The sequence below is a fragment of the Micromonospora sp. CNZ285 genome (genome assembly GCF_004637285.1).
Genome location: NZ_SPQD01000001.1, coordinates 4,400,700 through 4,420,262 on the forward strand (window position 1 = coordinate 4,400,700; position 19,563 = coordinate 4,420,262).

Genomic DNA, 19,563 nt, shown 5'->3' on the forward strand with positions numbered 1-19,563 from the left:
CATGTCCGAATCCCGCCAGCCGAGCCCGGGAGCTGCGAGGCAGGATCGTGGCATGGAACTGGACTTCGAGCGGTGCTACCGAGCCGTCGACAGCCGCGACCCGCGGTTCGACGGCTGGTTCTACACCGGTGTGACGTCGACCGGGATCTACTGCCGGCCGTCCTGTCCGGCGATGACGCCCAAGCGGCAGAACGTCCGGTTCTTCCCGTCCGCCGCCGCCGCGCAGGGGGCCGGGCTGCGGGCGTGCCGCCGGTGCCGGCCGGACGCGGCACCGGGCTCGCCCGAGTGGGACGTCCGGGCCGACCTGGTCGGCCGCGCCATGCGGCTGATCGCCGACGGCGTGGTGGACCGGGACGGGGTGCCCGGGCTGGCGACCCGGCTGGGCTACACCGAGCGGCACCTGCACCGGATGCTCCGGGCCGAGCTGGGCGCCGGCCCGCTGGCGCTGGCCCGGGCCCAGCGCGCGCAGACCGCCCGGATCCTGATCGAGACCACCGGCCTCGGCCTGGCCGAGGTGGCCTTCGCCGCCGGGTTCGGCAGTGTCCGGCAGTTCAACGACACGGTCCGCGAGGTCTACGGCGGCACCCCGTCCGAGCTGCGGGCCGGCCGTCGTGGCCCGGCCGCGGCCACCGGTGCGGGCACGCTCTCGCTGCGGCTGGCCTACCGGCCCCCGCTGCACGCGGGCGCGCTGCTGGACTTCCTCGCGCTGCGCGCGCTGCCCCGCGTCGAGGTGGTCCGCGACGGCACCTACCACCGGGGGCTGCGCCTGCCGCACGGTCCCGCCACGGTGGCGCTGACCCCCGCCGACGGCCACATCGACGCCACGCTGCGGCTGGCCGACATGCGTGACCTGGCTCCCGCGGTGGCCCGCTGCCGCCGCCTGCTCGACCTGGACGCCGACCCGGTAGCGGTGGACGCCACACTGGCCGCCGACCCGGCGCTGGCCCCGGCCGTGGCGGCCGAGCCCGGCGTCCGGCTGCCGCACGCCGTAGACGGTTTCGAGCTGGCCGTCCGCGCCGTCGCCACCCAGCAGGTCTCGCTGGCCTCGGCGCGGACCACGCTCACCCGCCTGCTCTCCGCCACCCGGGCGGCGAGCGGGGCGGGTGCCGACGACCCGGCGGACGGCCTGGTGGCGTTCCCCGGTCCGGCGGAGGTGCTCGCGGCGCCGGACACGGCGTTCCGGATGCCGGCGGCCCGCCGGGAGACGCTGCGCGCGCTGGCCCGCGCGGTCGCCGACGGCGAACTCGACCTGGAACCCGGAGGCGACCGGGAGGAGACGGTCCGGCTCCTGGCCGCGGTGCCCGGCATCGGCCCGTGGACCACCGGCTACCTGGCCATGCGCGCACTCGGCGACCCCGATGTCGCGCTCACCACCGACCTGGGCGTACGCCGTGGCGCAGCAGCGCTCGGCCTGTCCGACGACCCGAAGACCCTGTCCGCGTACGCCGACCGCTGGCGCCCCTGGCGGTCGTACGCGACCATCCGACTCTGGAGAGCAGCATGAGCACTGTGGACAGCACCGTCATCGACACCCCCGCCGGCCCGTTGAGCGTGCTCGCCGGCCCCGACGGGGCGGTACGCGCGGCGGGCTTCACCACCGACCCGGCGGTCCTGCTGCCGCTGATCCACCCGAGCCTGCGCGGCGAGCTGCGGGAGCGGGCCGACCTCGGTCCGGTGACCGCCGCCGTCCGGGCCTATCTGGACGGTGAACTCACCGCCATCGACGCGGTAGCGGTGGAGCAGCACACCGGCGGCGCATTCCTGACGCACGCCTGGCAGGTGCTGCGCGACGTGAAGCCCGGCGACCCGGTCACCTACACCGGGTTCGCCGCGCTGGCCGGGCGACCGGCGGCGATCCGGGCCGCCGCTGCGGCCTGCGCCCGCAACGCCGCCGCGCTGTTCGTGCCCTGCCACCGGGTGCTGCGCACCGACGGCACGCTGGGTGGATACCGCTGGGGGCTGGACGTGAAGAAGTGGCTTCTCGGGCATGAGGGACGGGTGACGGCTAGCTGACAGCCGGACTGTCACCCCCGGCGGCTACCGTCGGGTAGTGCCCGCGTCCAGCGACGGCAACCCCGCGGCGCATACCGGCGCCCGGTCCCAGCCGCTGCGCAACCTCTGGCGGCTGCGGCCCTACCTGCGCCCGTACGCGATGGAGTTCGCCTGGCTGCTGATCGCGGCGCTTGCGGCCACCGCGGCGAGCCTGGCCGTTCCGCTGGTGGTGCAGCGGGTGGTCGACGGGCCGGTGGCCCGGCACGACGAGGCCGGGCTGCTCCGGCTCGGCGCGCTGGCGCTGCTGCTCGGCGTGGCCGAGGCGGTCCTCATCTTCATCCGCCGCTGGACGCAGTCGTCGTCCTCGGTCGGCATGGAGGCCACCATCCGCGCCGACATCTACGCCCACCTGCAACGGCTTCCAGCGGGCTTCCACGACCGCTGGCAGTCCGGCCAGCTGCTGTCCCGGATCACCAGCGACCTGTCGGTGATCCGGCGGTTCCTCTCCTTCGGGCTGCTGTTCCTGGTGCTCAACCTGGTCACCTACGCGGCGGTGGTGGCGCTGCTGATCCGGCTGCACCAGTGGCTGGGGCTGCTGGTCGCGGCGAGCGCCGTACCGCTGTTCCTGATCAGCCGCCGCTTCGCGCGCCACTACCACGCGGCGTCGCGTCGGATGCAGGACCAGCAGGGCGACGTCGCCACGCTGGTCGAGGAGACCGCGCTGGGGTTGCGCACCATGCGGGCGTACGGGCGCGGGCCGGAACTGGCTGCCCGGTTCGCGGTCGGCGCGCGCCGGCTGCACGACACCGGGATCGGCAAGGCCCGGCTGCTCGCCCGGACCTCCGCGCTGTTCGACCTGGTGCCCAACCTGACGCTCGGCGCGGTGCTGGTGGCCGGCGCCGCGGCGGTCGCCGATGGCGCGCTGTCCATCGGGGAGCTGGTCGCGTTCGTCAGCCTCCAGCTCATGCTGATCTGGCCGGTGCAGTCACTGGGCTGGATCATCGCCAACGGGCAGGAGGCCGCGACCGCCGCCGACCGGATCCAGGAGGTGCTGGACACCGCGCCCACCATCGTGGACGCTCCGCACGCCCGGTCGCTCGACCGGGGTGAGGTGCGCGGCCGGCTCCGCTTCGAGGGGGTCGGCTTCCGCTACCCCGGCTCGTCCGGGCCGGTGCTGCGCGACCTGGATCTGACGGTCGAGCCGGGCGAGACGATGGCGCTGGTCGGTGCCACCGGGTGCGGCAAGAGCACGCTGCTGTCGCTCGTCCCCCGGCTGCACGAGGTGACCGGCGGCCGGATCACGATCGACGGGTACGACGTGCGTGACCTGCGGCTGGACTCGTTGCGCCGGCTCGTCGCCGTGGCGTTCGAGGAGCCGACGCTGTTCTCCATGTCGATCTGGGAGAACCTCACGCTGGGCCGGCCGGACGCGAGCGAGGACGAGGTACGCGCCGCGCTGACGCTGGCCCAGGCGGACTTCGCGTACGAGTTGCCCTGGGGGCTTGCCACCCGGGTCGGTGAGCAGGGGCTGTCGCTGTCCGGCGGGCAGCGACAGCGCCTCGCGCTGGCGCGTGCGGTGCTCGGCCGGCCCGCGGTGCTGGTGCTCGACGACCCGCTCTCCGCGCTCGACGTGCACACCGAGGCGCTCGTCGAGGCGGCCCTGCGCCGGGTGCTGCGGGACACCGCGACCACGACCCTGCTGGTGGCGCACCGCCCGTCGGCGGTGGCGCTGGCGGACCGGGTGGCCTTGCTCGACGACGGCCGGATCGTCGCCGTGGGCACCCACTCGGAGCTGCTGGCCCGGGTGCCCGCCTACCGGGCGGTGCTGTCCGCCGAGCCGGAGCGCCGGAGCGACGGCGTCGGCCTGGTGCGCTCGTGACCGGCCGCGCGCCACGGGTACGCAGGCCCCGCGACGCGCGGAGCGGTGACGGGCCGACCGGCGCGCGCCACGGCGACGGTGACGACCTGTCCCGCTGGCGGGGACGGGCCACCGACCCGGACGCCGACCGCAGCCGCGCGGAGGACTCGTCCCCGGAGGCGGTGACCCGGCTGCGCGCCCGCAGCCGGGTGCTGCTGCGCCGGCTGCTACGCCCGCACCGCCGGGCGCTCGGGCTGGCGGTGGCGCTGCTGCTGGCCCAGAACGCCGCCGCGATGTCCGGGCCGTACCTGGTCATGCTCGGCATCGACAGGGGCATCGGGCCGCTGCGGGCCGGTGATCCCGGCCCGCTGATCGCTGTCGCCGCCGCGTTCGTGGTCGCCACCGCTGTCGAGTACGCGGCCCGGCGCGCGTTCCTCACCCTCGCCGCCCGGATCGGCCAGGCCGTCCTGCTGGACCTGCGCCGCCGGGTGTACGGGCACTTCCTGCGCCTCGACGTCGGGTTCCACGAGCGCTACACGTCCGGGCGGATGGTGTCCCGGCTGACCAGCGACCTGGAGTCGATCGCCGAGCTGGTCGACGGCGGCATCGACAAGCTGGTGATGGCCGGGCTCTCCGTGCTGTCCGTGGCGGGCATCCTGCTCTGGCTGGACCTGCCACTGGCGGCGGCGACGCTGCTCGCGTTCCCGTTCCTGTTCGTGCTGTCGCGCTGGTTCGCCCGCGCGTCGGCCGGGGCGTACCGGCGCACCCGGGAGGCGGTGGCGCTCGTCATCGTGCACTTCGTCGAGTCGCTGCGCGGGATCCGGGCCGTGCAGGCGTACCGGCGGGAGGACCGCAACGACCGCATCTTCGGCGCGGTGAACGACGACTACCGGCGCTCCAGTCTGAGCGCGTTCCGGCTGATCGCGATCTACTCGCCGGGCATCCGGCTGATCGGCAACCTGACCGCGGCGGTGGTGCTCGGGTACGGCGGCTGGCGGGTGCTGGGCGGCGGTGTGGAGGTGGGCGTGCTCGCCGCGTTCCTGCTCTATCTGCGCCGGTTCTTCGAGCCGATGGAGGAGCTGAGCCAGTTCTACAACTCGCTCCAGTCGGCGACCGCCGCGCTGGAGAAGCTGGCCGGGGTGCTGGACGAGCGTCCGGCGGTGGCCGAACCGGCGCAGCCGGTGCCGCTGCCGGCCGGGCCGCCGCGCGGGGCGGTGACCTTCCGCGCGGTCGACTTCGGCTACCGCCGCCGGACGCCGATCCTGTCCGGCCTCGACCTGACCGTGCCGCCGGGGCAGACAGTGGCGCTGATCGGGCCGACCGGCGCCGGGAAGTCCACAGTCGCGAAGCTCGTCGCCCGCTTCCACGACCCGGACGCGGGCGCGGTCCGGCTGGACGGGGTGGACCTGCGCGACCTCGCGGACGCCGAGCTGCGCCGGGCGGTGGTGCTGGTGGCCCAGGAGACGCACCTGTTCAGCGGCTCCGTGGCCGACAACATCAGGTTCGGCCGTCCCGACGCCGACGACGAGGCGGTGGTGGCGGCCGCGCGGGCGATCGGCGCGCACGACTTCATCGCCGCGCTGCCCGACGGGTACGCCACCGACGTGCACCGGCGCGGCGGTCGGCTGTCCGCCGGGCAGCGGCAGCTCGTCGCGTTCGCCCGGGCGTTCCTCGCCGACCCTCGGGTGCTGATCCTCGACGAGGCGACCTCGTCGCTCGACGTGCCGACCGAACGGCTGGTGCAGCGGGCCCTGCACAACGTGCTGCGCGACCGTACCGCCCTGGTGATCGCCCATCGCCTTTCCACAGTGGAGACGACGGACCGGGTGCTGGTCCTCGACGACGGCCGGATCGTGGAGGACGGCCCACCGGCCGAGCTGATCGCCGCCGACGGCCGCTACGCCGCCCTGCACCGCCAGTGGCGCGACTCGCTCCTCTAGCCGTCGCCCAGGTCCCCGTCGATCTTGCAATTGCGGCCCGCGGGATGCCCGATTAGTGGCTTGTGCCGGGGCGGTAAGTGCAAGATCAACGAGGACGCGCGGGGTGGGGAAAGGCGTGGAGTGCGGCGGGGTGGCTGCCTACCATCGGCTGATGACCGACACGACGATCAGCCCTCGCGGCGGCGTCCCCGAGCGTCCGAGCCTGGACGGCCTCGAGGAGACCTGGGCCCGCCGCTGGCAGGAGGACGGCACGTACGCGTTCGACCGCACGAAGGAGCGGTCGGACGTATACGCGATCGACACTCCCCCGCCGACCGTGTCGGGCGAGCTGCACATGGGGCACGTCTTCTCGTACACCCACACCGACACGGTGGCCCGGTTCCAGCGGATGCGCGGGCGCACGGTCTTCTACCCGATGGGCTGGGACGACAACGGGCTGCCCACCGAACGCCGGGTGCAGAACGTGTACGGCGTGCGTCCCGATCCGGCACTGCCGTACGACGGGGACTGGCGCCCGCCGGCCGCACCGGTGGACGACGCGGCCCGGAAGAACCCGACGGCGATCTCCCGGCGCAACTTCATCGAGCTGTGCGAACTGCTCACTGTCGAGGACGAGAAGGCGTTCGAGGCGCTGTGGCGGCGGCTCGGGCTGTCGGTGGACTGGTCGCTGACGTACACCACGATAGGTTCGGCGGCCCGCGCCGCCAGCCAGCGCGCGTTCCTGCGCAACCTGGCCCGGGGCGAGGCGTACCAGGCCGAGGCGCCGACGCTGTGGGACGTCGGGTACGGCACCGCCGTCGCGCAGGCCGAGCTGGAGGACCGGGAGCGGCCCGGCGCGTACCACCGGCTGCGGTTCACCGGCCCGGACGGCCGCGAGGTGCTGATCGACACCACCCGCCCGGAGCTGCTGCCGGCCTGCGTGGCGCTTGTCTGCCACCCCGACGACGAGCGGTACGCGGACCTGGTCGGCGCCGCTGCGCGTACCCCGGTGTTCGGGGTCGAGGTGCCGGTGCGCGCGCACCCGCTGGCGGACCCGGCCAAGGGCACGGGCATCGCGATGGTCTGCACGTTCGGTGACCTGACCGACGTGACCTGGTGGCGTGAGCTGCGGCTGGACACCCGCGTGGTGATCGGCCGGGACGGGCGCCTGCTGCCGGAGCCGCCGGCCGGCGTGCCGGCGGAGCCCTACGCGGCGCTGGCCGGGCAGACGGTGAACGGCGCCCGGCGGACGCTCGTGGAGCTGCTCGCGGACGCGGGCGACCTGGTCGGCGAGCCGCGGCCGATCACCCATCCGGTGAAGTTCTACGAGCGCGGCGACCGGCCGCTGGAGATCGTCTCGACCCGGCAGTGGTATCTGCGCAACGGCGGCCGCGACGCCGGCCTGCGCGAGGAGCTGCTGGCCCGGGGGCGGGAGCTGCGCTGGGTGCCGGAGCACATGCGGCACCGGTACGAGCACTGGGTGGGTGGTCTCACCGGTGACTGGCTGGTCAGCCGGCAGCGGTTCTTCGGCGTGCCGGTGCCGGTGTGGTACCGGCTCGACGACGCTGGCGAGCCGGACTGGTCCCACCCTCTCACACCGGACGAGGCGATGCTCCCGATCGATCCGACGAGCGAGCCGCCGCCCGGATACGAGGAGTCGCAGCGCGGCGAGCCGGGCGGTTTCACCGGCGACCCGGACGTGCTGGACACCTGGGCCACGTCGTCGCTGACCCCGCAGATCGTCGGCGGCTGGGAGACCGATCCGGACCTGTTCGCCCGGGTCTTCCCGATGGACCTGCGCCCGCAGGGGCACGACATCATCCGGACCTGGCTGTTCGCCACAGTGGCCCGGTCCCACCTGGAGCACGGCGCGCTGCCGTGGCACACCGCCGTGCTCTCCGGCTGGATCCTCGACCCGGACCGCAAGAAGATGTCGAAGTCCAAGGGCAACGTGGTCACGCCGATGGCGCTGCTGGAGCGCAACGGGTCCGACGCGGTCCGCTACTGGGCCGCGAACGGCAAGCCGGGCATGGACCTCGCCTTCGACCCTGCCCAGGTCAAGGTGGGGCGCCGGCTGGCCACCAAGCTGCTCAACGCGTCGCGGTTCGCGCTCGGGCTGGGCGCCGCCGACGCGCTGCGGGCCGCGGCGACCCAACCGCTGGACACCGCGATGCTCGCCGAACTGTCCGGCGTGGTCGCGACCGCGACCACCGCCTTCGACGGGTACGACCACACGGCCGCCCTGATGGCCACGGAGGCGTTCTTCTGGCGGTTCTGCGACGACTACATCGAGTTGGTGAAGGAGCGCGCCTACGGCACCGGGCCGGCAGCCGACTCGGCCCGGGCGGCGCTGGCGACCGCGCTGTCGGTGCAGTTGCGCCTGTTCGCGCCGGTGCTGCCGTTCGTCACCGAGGAGGTCTGGTCGTGGTGGCGGTACGGGTCGGTGCACCGCTCACCGTGGCCGACCACGTACGAGGTGGGCCGCGCGATGGAGGCGCCGGGTGACCCGGAGCTGCTGCGGCTGGCCGCGGACGCGCTGGGCCAGGTGCGCCGCGCCAAGTCGGAACGGAAGCTGTCGATGAAGGCGGACGTGCCGCTGGCCGAGGCGCTCGGACCGGCGGCGGTGCTGGACCGTCTCGGCACCGTCGCCGACGACCTGCGCGCGGCGGGCCGGATCGCGAAGCTGGACCTGCTGCCCGACCGCACCACCGAACTGGTCGTCGCCTGCGCGTTCTGACAGTGAGGGGCGGCCGGCGTGACGCCGGCCGCCCCTCACTGCGGTGCATGCCTCAGTCGGCCGCGCAGGCCGCCTTGAGCTTGTCCCGAGCGGCGGTGAGATCCGCCTTGCTCGGTGCCTTACCCGGCGCCTTGGCCCAGGTGTCGGCGAGGTCGGTCATCTCGGTGGCGACCCCCTTCACCGCGGCGTTCACCTCGTCGCTGCTGGTGAAGGCGTGCGTGTAGAGCGTGGCCGCGCCCGCCGAGTACTGGGCGCTGACCGCCGAGTGGCCGGCCGGTGGGCCGATCTTCTCCGCCTCGGCCACCTCCTTCAGCGCGGCCGTGATGTCCTTCTCCGCAGTCGCGCAGGTCTTCCGGGTGGCCTCGTCGAGGCCCGCCGGCGCCGGGGTCACCGGCGGCACGGACGTGGCGGCGGGGGCGGACGGCGCCGCCGGCCCGGCCGACGGCTTGTCGTCCCCGTCGTCGCAGCCGGACATGACGATCATCGCCACCGCGGCCGGAGCCAGCAGGGCGAGTCGAGCTGAACGCACAGTGTTCTCCCCGTGTCGGTGTTCGTAGCCGCCGCAAACTAGCAGACCGGACACGGCAGGGCGGAACCCGTTTTCCGGCGTTCACGTCGGAAAACGGGTTCCGCCCCGGGTTCAGCTCGTCTCGCCGGCCACGCTGAACGAGCGCAGGCGGTCGATCGCCAGCACGGTGAACCCGACCGCCACCAGCGCGGTGAGCACCGCCGCGACCGGCACCGAGACGGTGGTGCCGAGCAGCGGCGTCGGCGCCATCCGATCGGCCAGGGCGATCACCCACTGCTGGATCGACAGCACCCGGGTGCCGCCGACGAACCGGCCCAGCAGCCCTTCCCAGATCAGCACGTAGACCAGGCCGAGCAGCACCGGCCGCCGGGTCACCAGGCTGAGCGCCAGGAACAGCGCCGAGTACGCCAGCGCGCCCGCCGCCGAGGCGACCACCAGTGCGAGTCCGAGGCGTACCGAATCGGCGAGCACGCCCGCGACGTAGATCGGAACGCCGACGGTGACCGCTGTGACGCCGGCCGCGACCGCCAGCTTCGGCAGCACGATCTGCCAGCGCGGCAGCGGCTTGGTGAGGATGTGCACGACGGTGCCGTCGTCGATCTCGGCGCCGAGCACGCCGGTGCCCACGATCAGCGCCACCACCGGCAGCACCACCGCGAGGCCGAGGCCGACGAGCACCGGCGGACCCCACTGGCCCGGGTCGACGCCGAGCGACCGGCAGAGCACCGCCAGGCCGATCAGGACCAGCGGCAACGGCAGCAGCATGAGGAACCGGCTCCGGCCGAACAGGCCGCGCGCGGTGATCCAGGTGACTGTCGACATCATGCCTCCACCAGATACGAGAAGACGCTCTCCAGCGACTCGTCCTCCGGCAGGAGCTGCCGGACCCGGATGCCGTGCCGGAGCGCGATCCGGGGCAGTGCCCGGGTGAACGCGCCGTAGTCGCCGGCCTTGACGGTCAGGCCGGTGCGGTCCAGCTCGACGCCGGAGACCGACGCCTCGGCCATCAACGCCACCGCCAGCGCCCGGTCGTCGGTGGAGCGGACCGCGAACACGTGCGGCCGGTTGGTCATCAGGCGGCGGATGGTCCGGTAGTCGCCGGAGGCGGCGAGCCGGCCGGCCACCATCACCTGGACCGTGCCGGAGACCTGCTCGACCTCCTCCAGGATGTGCGAGCTGAACAGGATGGTCCGTCCCGCGTCGCCGAGCCGGTGCAGCAGCGCCATCATGTGCAGCCGCTGGCGCGGGTCCATTCCGTTGAACGGCTCGTCGAGCAGCAGCACCTGCGGGTCGTGCACGAGCGCGGCGGCGACCCGGGTGCGCTGCCGCATGCCCTTGGAGTAGGTGCCGATCCGGCGGGTCTGCGCGTCCTCCATCTCGACCAGCTCGATCGCCCGCTTCGTGGCGGCCTCCGGGTCGGGCAGCCGGTGCAGCTTGGCGCTGGCGAGCACGAACTCGTACGCGCTGAGGAACGTGTGCACCGCCTCGCGCTCGCTGACCAGGCCGAGCCGCCGGTAGACGGCGGGGTTGCGCCAGGTCGGCTCCCCGTCCAGCGTCACCGTGCCGCGAGACGGGGACAGGAAGCCCGCCATCATGTGCAGCAGCGTGGTCTTCCCGGCGCCGTTGGGGCCGAGCAGGCCGGTCACGCCGGGGCCGAGCCGCATGGTGACGTCGTTCACCGCCACCACGTTGCCGTACCAGCGGGAGACACCGGCCAGGTCGAGCGTGCTCGTCGCGGCGGCGGGCGCGCCGGCCGTCGACTGGGTGCTGATCGCCGTCATCGGGCGGCCACCTTCCGGTATCGCAGGAGCAGCAGGCTGACGCAGGCGGCGACCAGCAGCACGGCGACCACGGCGTAGACCGGCCCGAAGTCGCCGATCGGCATGCCGCCCCGGCCCTGGGTCAGCCGGTCGCCGAGCGCCCAGTTGCCCACGCCACCGACGAGCGTCGGCGGGGAGGCCACGAAGGCCAGCTCGTTGATCGTCTGCGAGGGGAGGATGGACAGCACGCCCACGACCGGCGTGGTCATCAGGAAGACCGCCACGATGCCACCGGCGGCGAACGCGCGCTTGCCGGTGAGCGAGGCGACGAGCAGGGCGATCGAGGCGAACACCACCGCCCAGAGCCCGGCGTAGAGCAGCCCGGGCAGCAGGTCGAGCAGTTCGTCCCACACCCCGCGTACGCCCCGGTTCGTGGTGAACGCGGCGCCGAGGAACATCACCAGCTGCGGGCCGCCGAGCAGCAGCCACAGCGCGGTCACCAGCGCCAGCAGCTTGGACAGCGCGTAGTCGCCGCGCGGCAGCGGGCGGGAGAAGTACAGCGGAAGCACGCCGCTGCGCAGGTCGCGGGAGACCAGCTCGGGCGCGGCCACCGCGGCGAAGAAGATGACCAGCCAGCTCATCGCGTCGGCGAACTGGGCGTACGTCATCACCACCTCGCCGATCTGGCTGCGCACCGCGGTGACCCCGGCGGCCACCACAGTCACCACGGAGACGACCAGCCACGGGAAGATCTTGGCCTTGGCGCTGCGGCCCAGCCCGAAGACGGTACGCACGCCGTGCAGGTAGAGCGCGCCGAAGACCTGCCGGCGGCCGAGCCGCGGGCCGGTGTAGCGCTGGTAGCCGATGTCGTGGATGACCCCGGTCGCGTCAGACATGGCTGGGCTCCCTCGCGGCGAAGAGTTCGGCCACCCGGTGCCGCCGCTGATCCAGCCGGTGCAGCGGCAGGTCCAGCTCGGCGACCGCGCCGAGGATCTGGTCGTAGGTGGCGTCGTCGGCGAGCGGGACGAGCAGCAGGCGCCCGTCGCGGGTCACCGGCAGGTCGAGCGCGGCGAGCCGGACGGCCAGGTCGTCGGTGCCCTCGCTCACCTCGACGGCGAGCACGTCGGTGGCGGTGGTCATGGCGGACACCCGGTCGGCGCGCAGCAGCCGGCCGCCGTCGATGGCGACGAGCGTGTCGCAGATCCGCTCCACCTCGCCGAGCAGGTGCGAGCAGACCACCACCGAGATGCCGAACTCGGTGCCGATCCGGTGGATCAGCGCGAGCATGGCGTCCCGGCCGGCCGGGTCGAGGCCGTTCGTCGGCTCGTCGAGCAACAGCAGATCGGGATCGTGTACGAGCGCCTGGGCGAGCTTGACCCGCTGCTTCATGCCGGTGGAGTAGCCGCCGACGGCCCGGTGCCGCTCCTCGTGCAGCCCGACGTGGCGCAGCGCCTCGGAGGCCCGCTCGCGGGCGACGGTGCGCGGCAGCCCGCTGATCCGGCCCAGGTGGGTGACCAGTTCGGCGGCGGACAGGTCGGGCGGGAGGGCGTCGTGCTCGGGCATGTAGCCGACCCGGGCGCGGACCGCGGCGGGATCGGTGGTGGGGTCGAGGCCGAGCACCTGTACCCGGCCGCTGGTCGGCGGGAGCAGACCCAGCAGGATCTTGATCAGAGTGGACTTGCCGGCGCCGTTCGCGCCCACCAGCCCGATGATCCCCGGCTCGACCGACACGGTGAGGTCGGCCAACGCGGTGACCCGGCCTCCGTACGTCTTGGTCAGCGACTCGGTCGCGAGCAGTGTCACGCCGTTCAGCGTAGAACTCCGGGGCCTCGCCGGAGCCTCTCCTGACCCCTGCGATCCCCTGATCCTCGGCCGCCGGGGCCCCTAGGTGGCCGCCGGGGTCCCTGGACGGTGGGAGCGGGGTGGCGAGCGCGCGGGGAAGCTGCCACCGTGTGAGGCGAATCGACGGGGGCGGCATGACCGACGGTACGGACCGGACGATCGTGAGCGTGGTGGTGCCCACGTACAACTGCGGCGCGAACCTCGATCCGCTCGTCGCGTCGCTGCCGCGGCAGGGGCTGCCGCCCGGTTCGTACGAGGTGATCTTCGCCGACGACGGGTCGACCGACGGCACGCCGCAGCGCCTGGACGAGCTGGCCGCCGCCGACCCGCACGTACGGGTGCTGCACCTGGAGCACTCGGGCTGGCCGTCGCACCCGCGCAACCGAGGGCTGGAGCAGGCGCGCGGCGAGTACGTCTTCTTCGCCGACGACGACGACTGGTTCGGCGACGATGCGCTGGCCCGCCTGCACGCCTGCGCCCGGGAACACGACGCGGACATCGTGATCGGGCGGATGATCGGGCACCGGCGGGGCGTACCGCGGGAGTTGTTCCGGGAGAACCGGTTCGGCGTCACACCGGCGAACGCGCCGCTGGCCGACAGCATGACCTGCCACAAGCTGTTCCGGCGGTCCTTCCTGGACCGGCACGGGCTGCGGTTCCCGGAGGGCCACCCGCGCCGCCTGGAGGACCACCGGCTGATGGCGGCGGCCTACCTGCTCGCCGGACGCGTCTGCGTGCTGGCCGATCACCCCTGCTACCACCACGTCCGCCGGGTGGACGCGGGCAACGTCACCGCCACCCGGATGGACCCGGCCGAGTACTACGCGGCGCTGCGGGAGGCGCTGGACGTCGTGGACGCGCACCGGTCACCCGCCGCGACCCGGCTCCGCCTGCAACGGCGCTGGCTGCGTAAGGAGATGCTGAGCCGGCTGCGCGGGCAGGCCCTGCTGAGCGCGCCGGAGCAGTGGGCCGACCAGGTGGCCGCCGAGGTGGGCCGGCTCGTCGAGGAGCGCTTCACGCCGGAGGCGGTCGCCGGGTTGCCGCCGATGTTCCAGGTGATCGCGCATCTCGCCGCACGGGGCCGGGTTGCGGACCTGCGTCGGCTGGCGGAGTGGGAGGTGAGCGTCCGGGCCCACGCCTCGGTCGGCGGATGGCGGGTCCGGGGGCGGACGCTGACCGTCACCGTCGACGCCCACCTGCGCGCCGGTGACGAGCCGCTGCGCTTCGACGACGACGGGCTGCCGGTGCTCCCGGTGGCCGACGCGGTGCCGGCCGGGGTCGTGATGCGGGCCGGCGGGGCGAGGACCGACGTCGTCGTCCGCCGCCGGGAGACCCGGGAGGAGTTCTTCCTGCCGGTGGCCGCCACCACGGAACGGGTCGAGACCGGTGAGGTGCGCCACCGCAGCACCGCCACCGTCGACTTCGCGGAACTCGACGGTGGCCGGACCCGGGGCACCTGGGAGGTCCGGGCCCGGGTGATCCAGGCCGGCTGGGCGCTGGACGCCCGCCTGCCGCTCGTGGTGAGGTGCGCGGCCGACGGCGGCCCGCCCCGGGTGGAGGACTCGCGCCGGCTCCCGTCCCGGATCCGTCGCGCGGTCCGTCGGATACGGGATCGCGCGCTCGGCCGGTCGGCGCGCTCCGGCAGCCGTTCGCACGATCGACCGGCGGCGGCACGCCGGTAAGGATTCGGTGACCCCGGTTCGTCCTCGGCACGGTCGCCGGACACGCGATCACCGGGAGGCGGGTGGCGCTCTCGACCGATCGCCGGTGGGCTGCGAAACTGTGTGCCGGCCGGTGAGTTGGGGGTTCGATGAGCAACGGGTGGCTGCTGCCCGAGGACGTTCTGCGGGATGCGCCGTCGTACGCGCCCAGACCCGCTGAGCTGGCCGATCTCCAGTTGTTGCTGAGTGGGGCGTACGCACCGCTCAGCGGTTTCATGAGCCGGGCCGACCTGGCCTCGCTGAACCGGCGCGGCCGGCTGGCCGACGGCACGCCGTGGCCGGTGCCGGTGACGCTCCAGGTACCGGCGGCGCTCGCCGACGGCCTGGACCCGGCCGACCCGGCCCGCCGGGCGGTGGTGCTCACCGACGGTGAGGGCGCACCGGTGGCGGCGATGGACGTGACCGACGTCTGGCCGGGCCGCGAGGGCATGGTGGGTGTCGGTGGCGCGGTGCGCCGCCTGGGCGACGGCGGCCACGGGCCGTTCCAGCGGCTGCGGCGCGGCCCCGACGAGGTACGCGGACTGCTGCCGCCGGGCCGGGTGCTCGGCGTGTTCGCCGACCGCCCGCTGCACCGGCCGCAGTTGGCGCAGATCGCGCACGCGGCCCGGACGCTCGGCGCGCACCTGCTGGTGATGATCCCGGTGGGCGAGGAGTCGATCGGCGGCCTGCCGGCCGAGTCGCTGGTGCGCAGCGTGTTCGCCGCACGCGACCGGATGCCCCCGGCGACGCTGGTGGCGGTGCCGCTGGCCCGGCGGCGCGACGAGATCAGCGACGCGCTGCTGCGGGCGCGGGTCGCCGCCGCGTACGGGGTGACCCACCTGCTCTCCACCGAGGGCATGCTCTCCGGCGCCGGCCTGCGCGTGCTGGTGCCCCGCGAGCTGGCCTACGACAACCGGGACGGGCAGTGGCGCTGGCGTGAGGACATCCCGCCGCGCAACCGGCGGCTGGCGCTGAGCACGCGGGAGATCGACGACCTGCTCGACCGGGGCTTCCCGCTGCCCGAGTGGCACACGCCGCCGGCGGTGGCAAAGGAACTGACCCGGGCGCGCCCGCCGCGGCGGCACCGGGGCCTGGTGATCTTCCTGACCGGCCTGTCCGGCTCGGGCAAGTCGACCATCGCCCGCGGGCTGGCCGACGTGCTCCGCGAGCAGGGCGACCGCACCATCACGCTGCTCGACGGCGACGTGGTGCGGCGGGAACTCTCCGCCGGGCTGGGGTTCAGCAAGGCCGACCGGGATCTCAACGTACGCCGGATCGGCTGGGTGGCCGCGGAGATCGCCCGGCACCGGGGCGTCGGCATCTGCTGCCCGATCGCGCCGTACGCGGCGGCCCGCGCCACCGCCCGGGAGATGGCCGAGACGGCCGGGGCGGGCTTCCTGCTGGTTCACGTGGCGACGCCGCTGGCGGTCTGCGAGCAGCGCGACCGCAAGGGCCTGTACGCCCGCGCCCGGGCCGGCCTGATCACCGGGATGACCGGCATCGACGACCCGTACGAGGAGCCCACCGACGCCGACCTGGTGGTGGACACCTCGGATCTGAGCGTCGAGGAGGCCATCGGGAAGGTGATGGAGCACCTGACCGAGACCGGCTGGGTGGAGCCCCGCCTCCAGCCCGCCTGATCTTCCGACCGCCGGACGCGTCCGGCCTGCGCGCACCTCGACCGCCGTCGTCCGGCCTTCCGGACGGCGGCGGTCTCGCATCGCCCCTCACTGCGCGGTAGTGTTCGTCTTTGTTGGAACACGTTCGACCGCGTGGGGTGCCCGCGTGGTCGGTGAGGCGCGGAGGTGAGCCGGGGATGCTGGCGCGGCAGCGGCAGACGGCAATCCTGGAACGACTGCGCCGCGCCGGTGGCGTCCGGGTCACCGAGCTGGCGGCCGAGTTCGGCGTCTCCGACATGACCATCCGGCGCGACCTGGACACGCTGCACGAGCAGGGACTGCTCGCCAAGGTGCACGGCGGCGCGACACCGGCCGGTCCCGGCTCGACCGACGAGCCCGGCTTCCACGCCAAGTCCGTCCGCCAGTCCGCCGAGAAGGCCGCGATCGCCGAGCACGCCGCGGGACTGGTCCGGCCCGGCGCCGCCATCGCGCTCTCCGCCGGCACCACCACCGCCGAGCTGGCCCGGCGGCTGGTCGACGTGCCCGGCCTCACCGTGGTCACCAACTCGCTGCCGGTGGCGGAGGCCCTGCACGTCGGCGGACGGCCGGACCAGACCGTGGTGCTCACCGGCGGCGTCCGCACACCGTCGGACGCGCTCGTCGGCCCGCTCGCCGTGGCCGCGATCGCCGCGCTGCACCTGGACCTGCTTTTCCTGGGCGTGCACGGGATCAGCGAACGGGCCGGTTTCACCACGCCCAATCTGATGGAGGCGGACACGAACCGGGCGCTCGTGGCCGCGGCGGACCGGCTCGTGGTGCTCGCCGACCACACCAAGTGGGGCACCGTCGGCATCTCGTCGATCGTGCCGCTGGAGGCGGCGGACGTGCTGGTCACCGACGACCGGTTGGCACCCGAGGCCCGACGGGTACTCGACGACAGGGTGGGTGAGCTGGTGACGGTGCCCACGACGAGGGGGGCGGAGTGAAGCGTACGCAGATCGCGCTGGCCGACGGCCGCGAGCTGATCTACTTCGACGAGCGGGACGACGCGGTCCGCGACCAGCCGGACCGGCGGGACCTGCCCCCTCCCCCGCCCGCCTCGCAGCTGCGGTACGACCCGCTGACCGACGAGTGGGTGGCGGTGGCGGTGCACCGGCAGACCCGGACGTTCCTGCCGCCGGCCGACCAGTGCCCGCTCTGCCCGTCCCGGGGCGAGCGGCACAGCGAGATCCCCGCCCCCGACTACGACGTGGTGGTCTTCGAGAACCGGTTCCCGTCGCTGAGCCAGCGGGTGGCCGACGAGCCGGCCGAGATCACGCCGTTCACCCCGGTACGCCCCGGGCGCGGAAAGTGCGAGGTGGTCTGCTTCACCGACGACCACAACGCCTCGTTCGCCCGGCTCTCCCCGCGCCGGGTGCGGACGGTGCTCGACGCGCTCGCCGACCGCACCACCGCACTGAGCGCGCTACCCGGCGTGGAGCAGGTCTTCCCGTTCGAGAACCGGGGCGTGGAGATCGGGGTGACGCTGCACCACCCGCACGGGCAGATCTACGCGTACCCGTTCGTCACGCCGCGCACCCGGACCATGCTGGCCGCCGCCCGGCGGTACGCCGACCGCACCGGGGGCAACCTCTACGCCGACGTGCTGGCCACCGAACGCGCCTCCGGGGAGCGGGTGGTGACGAGCAACGAGCACTGGACCGCGTACGTCCCGGCGGCGGCGCGCTGGCCGTTCGAGGTGCACGTGGCGCCGCACCGGCCGGTGCCGGACATCCCGGCGCTGAACGACGCCGAGCGGGACGCCTTCGGGCCGCTCTACCTGGACCTGCTGCGCCGCTTCGACGGGCTGTTCGACCTGCCGATGCCGTACATCGCGGCCTGGCACCAGGCGCCGGTACGGATCGACAGGGAGCTGGGCCACCTGCACCTGCAGCTGTTCAGCATCCGGCGGGCCAAGGACAAGCTGAAGTACCTGGCCGGGTCGGAGTCCGGCATGGGCGTGTTCATCAACGACATCGCCCCCGAGCGAGCCGCCGAGCTGCTCCGCGCCGCCTGAGCGGGAACGCGCCCGTACAACAGGGCGCGGGGGGCCCGGGACAGGGCCCCCCGCAAGGGAAGGGACGGCTGGACGAGACTGGCATCGCGTCCACCCGGTACAACGAGCCCGGCCCGGACCCGGTGACGCACGAGCCCGGACACGACGGCGCCCGCCGGCGCGTGCCGGCGGGCTCCGTGGTGATCGACGGGAGTGATCAGGCGGCGAGCTTGCGCGCCAGGTTCTCGTCGAGCGCGTTCATGAACTCGTCGGTGGTCAGCCACGGGGCGTCCCGCGAGATGAGCAGCGCGAGGTCCTTGGTCATCTGGCCACCCTCGACGGTGTCCACGATGACCTTCTCCAGCGTGTCGGCGAACTCGGTGACCGCCGGGGTGCCGTCCAGCTTGCCCCGGTGGGCCAGGCCCCGGGTCCAGGCGTAGATCGAGGCGATCGGGTTGGTCGAGGTCTTCTCGCCCTTCTGGTACTGCCGGTAGTGCCGGGTGACGGTGCCGTGGGCGGCCTCGGCCTCGACGGTACGGCCGTCCGGGGACAGCAGCACCGAGGTCATCAGGCCGAGCGAGCCGAAGCCCTGCGCGACGGTGTCGGACTGCACGTCACCGTCGTAGTTCTTGCAGGCCCAGACGTACCCGCCCTCCCACTTGAGCGCGGCGGCGACCATGTCGTCGATCAGCCGGTGCTCGTAGGTGAGGCCGGCGGCCTCGAACTCGGCCTTGAACTCGTTCTCGAACACCTCGGCGAAGATGTCCTTGAACCGGCCGTCGTACGCCTTGAGGATGGTGTTCTTGGTGGACATGTAGACCGGGTAGCCGCGGTCCAGGCCGTACCGGAACGAGGCGCGGGCGAAGTCCCGGATCGAGTCGTCGTAGTTGTACATGCCCATGGCGATGCCGCCGCCGGGGAAGTTGGCGACCTCCATCTCCATCGGGGTGCCGCCGTCGGCCGGGGTGTAGGTGATGGTCACCGTGCCGGGGCCGGGGACGACGAAGTCGGTGGCCTTGTACTGGTCGCCGTGCGCGTGCCGGCCGATGATGATCGGCTTGGTCCAGCCCGGGACGAGCCGCGGCACGTTCGACATGATGATCGGCTCGCGGAAGACCACGCCGCCGAGGATGTTGCGGATGGTGCCGTTCGGCGACCGCCACATCTTCTTCAGGCCGAACTCCTCCACCCGGGCCTCGTCCGGGGTGATGGTGGCGCACTTGACGCCGACGCCGTGCTCCTTGATGGCGTTGGCGGCGTCGACCGTGACCTGGTCGTCCGTGGCGTCACGGTGCTGGATCGACAGGTCGTAGTAGTGCAGGTCGACGTCGAGGTAGGGCAGGATCAGCTGCTCCCGGATCTGCTTCCAGATGATCCGGGTCATCTCGTCGCCGTCGATCTCCACGACCGGGTTGTTTACCTTGATCTTCGCCATCGGCCGGCGCTCCTCTCGGGGGACACGTGCTCAAGCAGTACGAGCGTACTGGAAACTGGCCGGCAGTCCCCAGGCGGCCCGGGTGGGCCGCCGGAAAAGCGGGCTGCGCCGCGCCTCGGCCTGCTGGCATCATCGTC

General features: G+C 73.6%; 15 protein-coding genes. 9 read left to right on the top strand and 6 right to left on the bottom strand.

Going from position 1 to position 19,563, the window contains the following annotated elements; translation table 11 throughout:
- Nucleotides 1–52 precede the first annotated feature (52 nt).
- From CLT75_RS19925 to valS, 5 genes are all read left to right on the top strand, one after another.
- On the top strand, nt 53–1,504 hold the full coding sequence (locus CLT75_RS19925) for an AlkA N-terminal domain-containing protein (RefSeq protein ID WP_135241969.1): 1,452 nt from the start codon (nt 53–55) through the stop codon (nt 1,502–1,504).
- Nucleotides 1,501–2,013: a methylated-DNA--[protein]-cysteine S-methyltransferase gene (locus tag CLT75_RS19930; protein ID WP_135241970.1), complete on the top strand. Its 513-nt coding sequence runs from the start codon at nt 1,501–1,503 to the stop codon at nt 2,011–2,013. Before CLT75_RS19925 ends, CLT75_RS19930 begins: the two co-directional genes overlap by 4 nt.
- 37 nt (nt 2,014–2,050) lie before the next feature.
- A complete protein-coding gene (locus CLT75_RS19935; RefSeq protein WP_135241971.1) occupies nt 2,051–3,871 on the top strand; it encodes an ABC transporter ATP-binding protein in 1,821 nt (606 codons plus the stop codon).
- An 86-nt stretch (nt 3,872–3,957) separates the two neighbouring features.
- Complete coding sequence (locus CLT75_RS19940) at nt 3,958–5,790, top strand: ABC transporter ATP-binding protein (protein ID WP_486485356.1); 1,833 nt, start codon at nt 3,958–3,960, stop codon at nt 5,788–5,790.
- Nucleotides 5,791–5,941: 151 nt separating this feature from the next.
- On the top strand, nt 5,942–8,506 hold the full coding sequence (gene valS, locus CLT75_RS19945) for a valine--tRNA ligase (protein WP_135241973.1): 2,565 nt from the start codon (nt 5,942–5,944) through the stop codon (nt 8,504–8,506).
- Between the two features lie 52 nt (nt 8,507–8,558).
- On the opposite strand, the gene CLT75_RS19950 is transcribed toward valS, so the two are convergent.
- From CLT75_RS19950 to CLT75_RS19970, 5 genes are all read right to left on the bottom strand, one after another.
- Entirely contained in the window at nt 8,559–8,996 is a 438-nt protein-coding gene (locus CLT75_RS19950; protein ID WP_209310476.1) for a hypothetical protein, read from the bottom strand.
- A 150-nt stretch (nt 8,997–9,146) separates the two neighbouring features.
- Nucleotides 9,147–9,857 (bottom strand): ABC transporter permease, encoded by a 711-nt coding sequence (locus CLT75_RS19955; RefSeq protein ID WP_047892659.1) that lies wholly within the window; start codon nt 9,855–9,857, stop codon nt 9,147–9,149.
- A complete protein-coding gene (locus CLT75_RS19960) occupies nt 9,857–10,816 on the bottom strand; it encodes an ABC transporter ATP-binding protein (RefSeq protein WP_135241974.1) in 960 nt (319 codons plus the stop codon). Before CLT75_RS19960 ends, CLT75_RS19955 begins: the two co-directional genes overlap by 1 nt.
- On the bottom strand, nt 10,813–11,691 hold the full coding sequence (locus tag CLT75_RS19965) for an ABC transporter permease subunit (protein ID WP_135241975.1): 879 nt from the start codon (nt 11,689–11,691) through the stop codon (nt 10,813–10,815). The genes CLT75_RS19960 and CLT75_RS19965 overlap by 4 nt, the downstream gene beginning before the upstream one ends.
- Entirely contained in the window at nt 11,684–12,598 is a 915-nt protein-coding gene (locus tag CLT75_RS19970) for an ABC transporter ATP-binding protein (RefSeq protein WP_135241976.1), read from the bottom strand. Before CLT75_RS19970 ends, CLT75_RS19965 begins: the two co-directional genes overlap by 8 nt.
- A gap of 173 nt (nt 12,599–12,771) precedes the next feature.
- Between CLT75_RS19970 and CLT75_RS19975 the strand changes: the two genes are divergently transcribed.
- The 4 genes from CLT75_RS19975 (at nt 12,772) to galT (ending at nt 18,012) form a co-directional block, all read left to right on the top strand.
- On the top strand, nt 12,772–14,319 hold the full coding sequence (locus CLT75_RS19975; protein ID WP_135241977.1) for a glycosyltransferase family 2 protein: 1,548 nt from the start codon (nt 12,772–12,774) through the stop codon (nt 14,317–14,319).
- Nucleotides 14,320–14,447: 128 nt separating this feature from the next.
- Nucleotides 14,448–15,977: an adenylyl-sulfate kinase gene (cysC, locus tag CLT75_RS19980; RefSeq protein WP_135241978.1), complete on the top strand. Its 1,530-nt coding sequence runs from the start codon at nt 14,448–14,450 to the stop codon at nt 15,975–15,977.
- A gap of 176 nt (nt 15,978–16,153) precedes the next feature.
- Nucleotides 16,154–16,942 (top strand): DeoR/GlpR family DNA-binding transcription regulator, encoded by a 789-nt coding sequence (locus CLT75_RS19985; RefSeq protein WP_013288495.1) that lies wholly within the window; start codon nt 16,154–16,156, stop codon nt 16,940–16,942.
- Complete coding sequence (gene galT / locus CLT75_RS19990) at nt 16,939–18,012, top strand: galactose-1-phosphate uridylyltransferase (protein ID WP_135241979.1); 1,074 nt, start codon at nt 16,939–16,941, stop codon at nt 18,010–18,012. Before CLT75_RS19985 ends, galT begins: the two co-directional genes overlap by 4 nt.
- Before the next feature lie 196 nt (nt 18,013–18,208).
- Here galT and CLT75_RS19995 read toward each other — a convergent pair whose 3' ends face one another.
- A complete protein-coding gene (locus CLT75_RS19995) occupies nt 18,209–19,426 on the bottom strand; it encodes an NADP-dependent isocitrate dehydrogenase (protein WP_135241980.1) in 1,218 nt (405 codons plus the stop codon).
- Nucleotides 19,427–19,563 lie beyond the last annotated feature (137 nt).

What these genes read in the sequence shown, in the direction of transcription:
- CLT75_RS19925 (WP_135241969.1), top strand. Translation starts at nt 53, where the DNA reads ATGGAACTGGACTTCGAGCGGTGCTACCGAGCCGTCGACAGCCGCGAC.
- CLT75_RS19930 (WP_135241970.1), top strand. Translation starts at nt 1,501, where the DNA reads ATGAGCACTGTGGACAGCACCGTCATCGACACCCCCGCCGGCCCGTTG.
- valS (WP_135241973.1), top strand. Translation starts at nt 5,942, where the DNA reads ATGACCGACACGACGATCAGCCCTCGCGGCGGCGTCCCCGAGCGTCCG.
- CLT75_RS19955 (WP_047892659.1), bottom strand. Translation starts at nt 9,857, where the DNA reads ATGTCGACAGTCACCTGGATCACCGCGCGCGGCCTGTTCGGCCGGAGC.
- CLT75_RS19960 (WP_135241974.1), bottom strand. Translation starts at nt 10,816, where the DNA reads ATGACGGCGATCAGCACCCAGTCGACGGCCGGCGCGCCCGCCGCCGCG.
- CLT75_RS19965 (WP_135241975.1), bottom strand. Translation starts at nt 11,691, where the DNA reads ATGTCTGACGCGACCGGGGTCATCCACGACATCGGCTACCAGCGCTAC.
- CLT75_RS19975 (WP_135241977.1), top strand. Translation starts at nt 12,772, where the DNA reads ATGACCGACGGTACGGACCGGACGATCGTGAGCGTGGTGGTGCCCACG.
- cysC (WP_135241978.1), top strand. Translation starts at nt 14,448, where the DNA reads ATGAGCAACGGGTGGCTGCTGCCCGAGGACGTTCTGCGGGATGCGCCG.
- CLT75_RS19985 (WP_013288495.1), top strand. Translation starts at nt 16,154, where the DNA reads ATGCTGGCGCGGCAGCGGCAGACGGCAATCCTGGAACGACTGCGCCGC.
- CLT75_RS19995 (WP_135241980.1), bottom strand. Translation starts at nt 19,426, where the DNA reads ATGGCGAAGATCAAGGTAAACAACCCGGTCGTGGAGATCGACGGCGAC.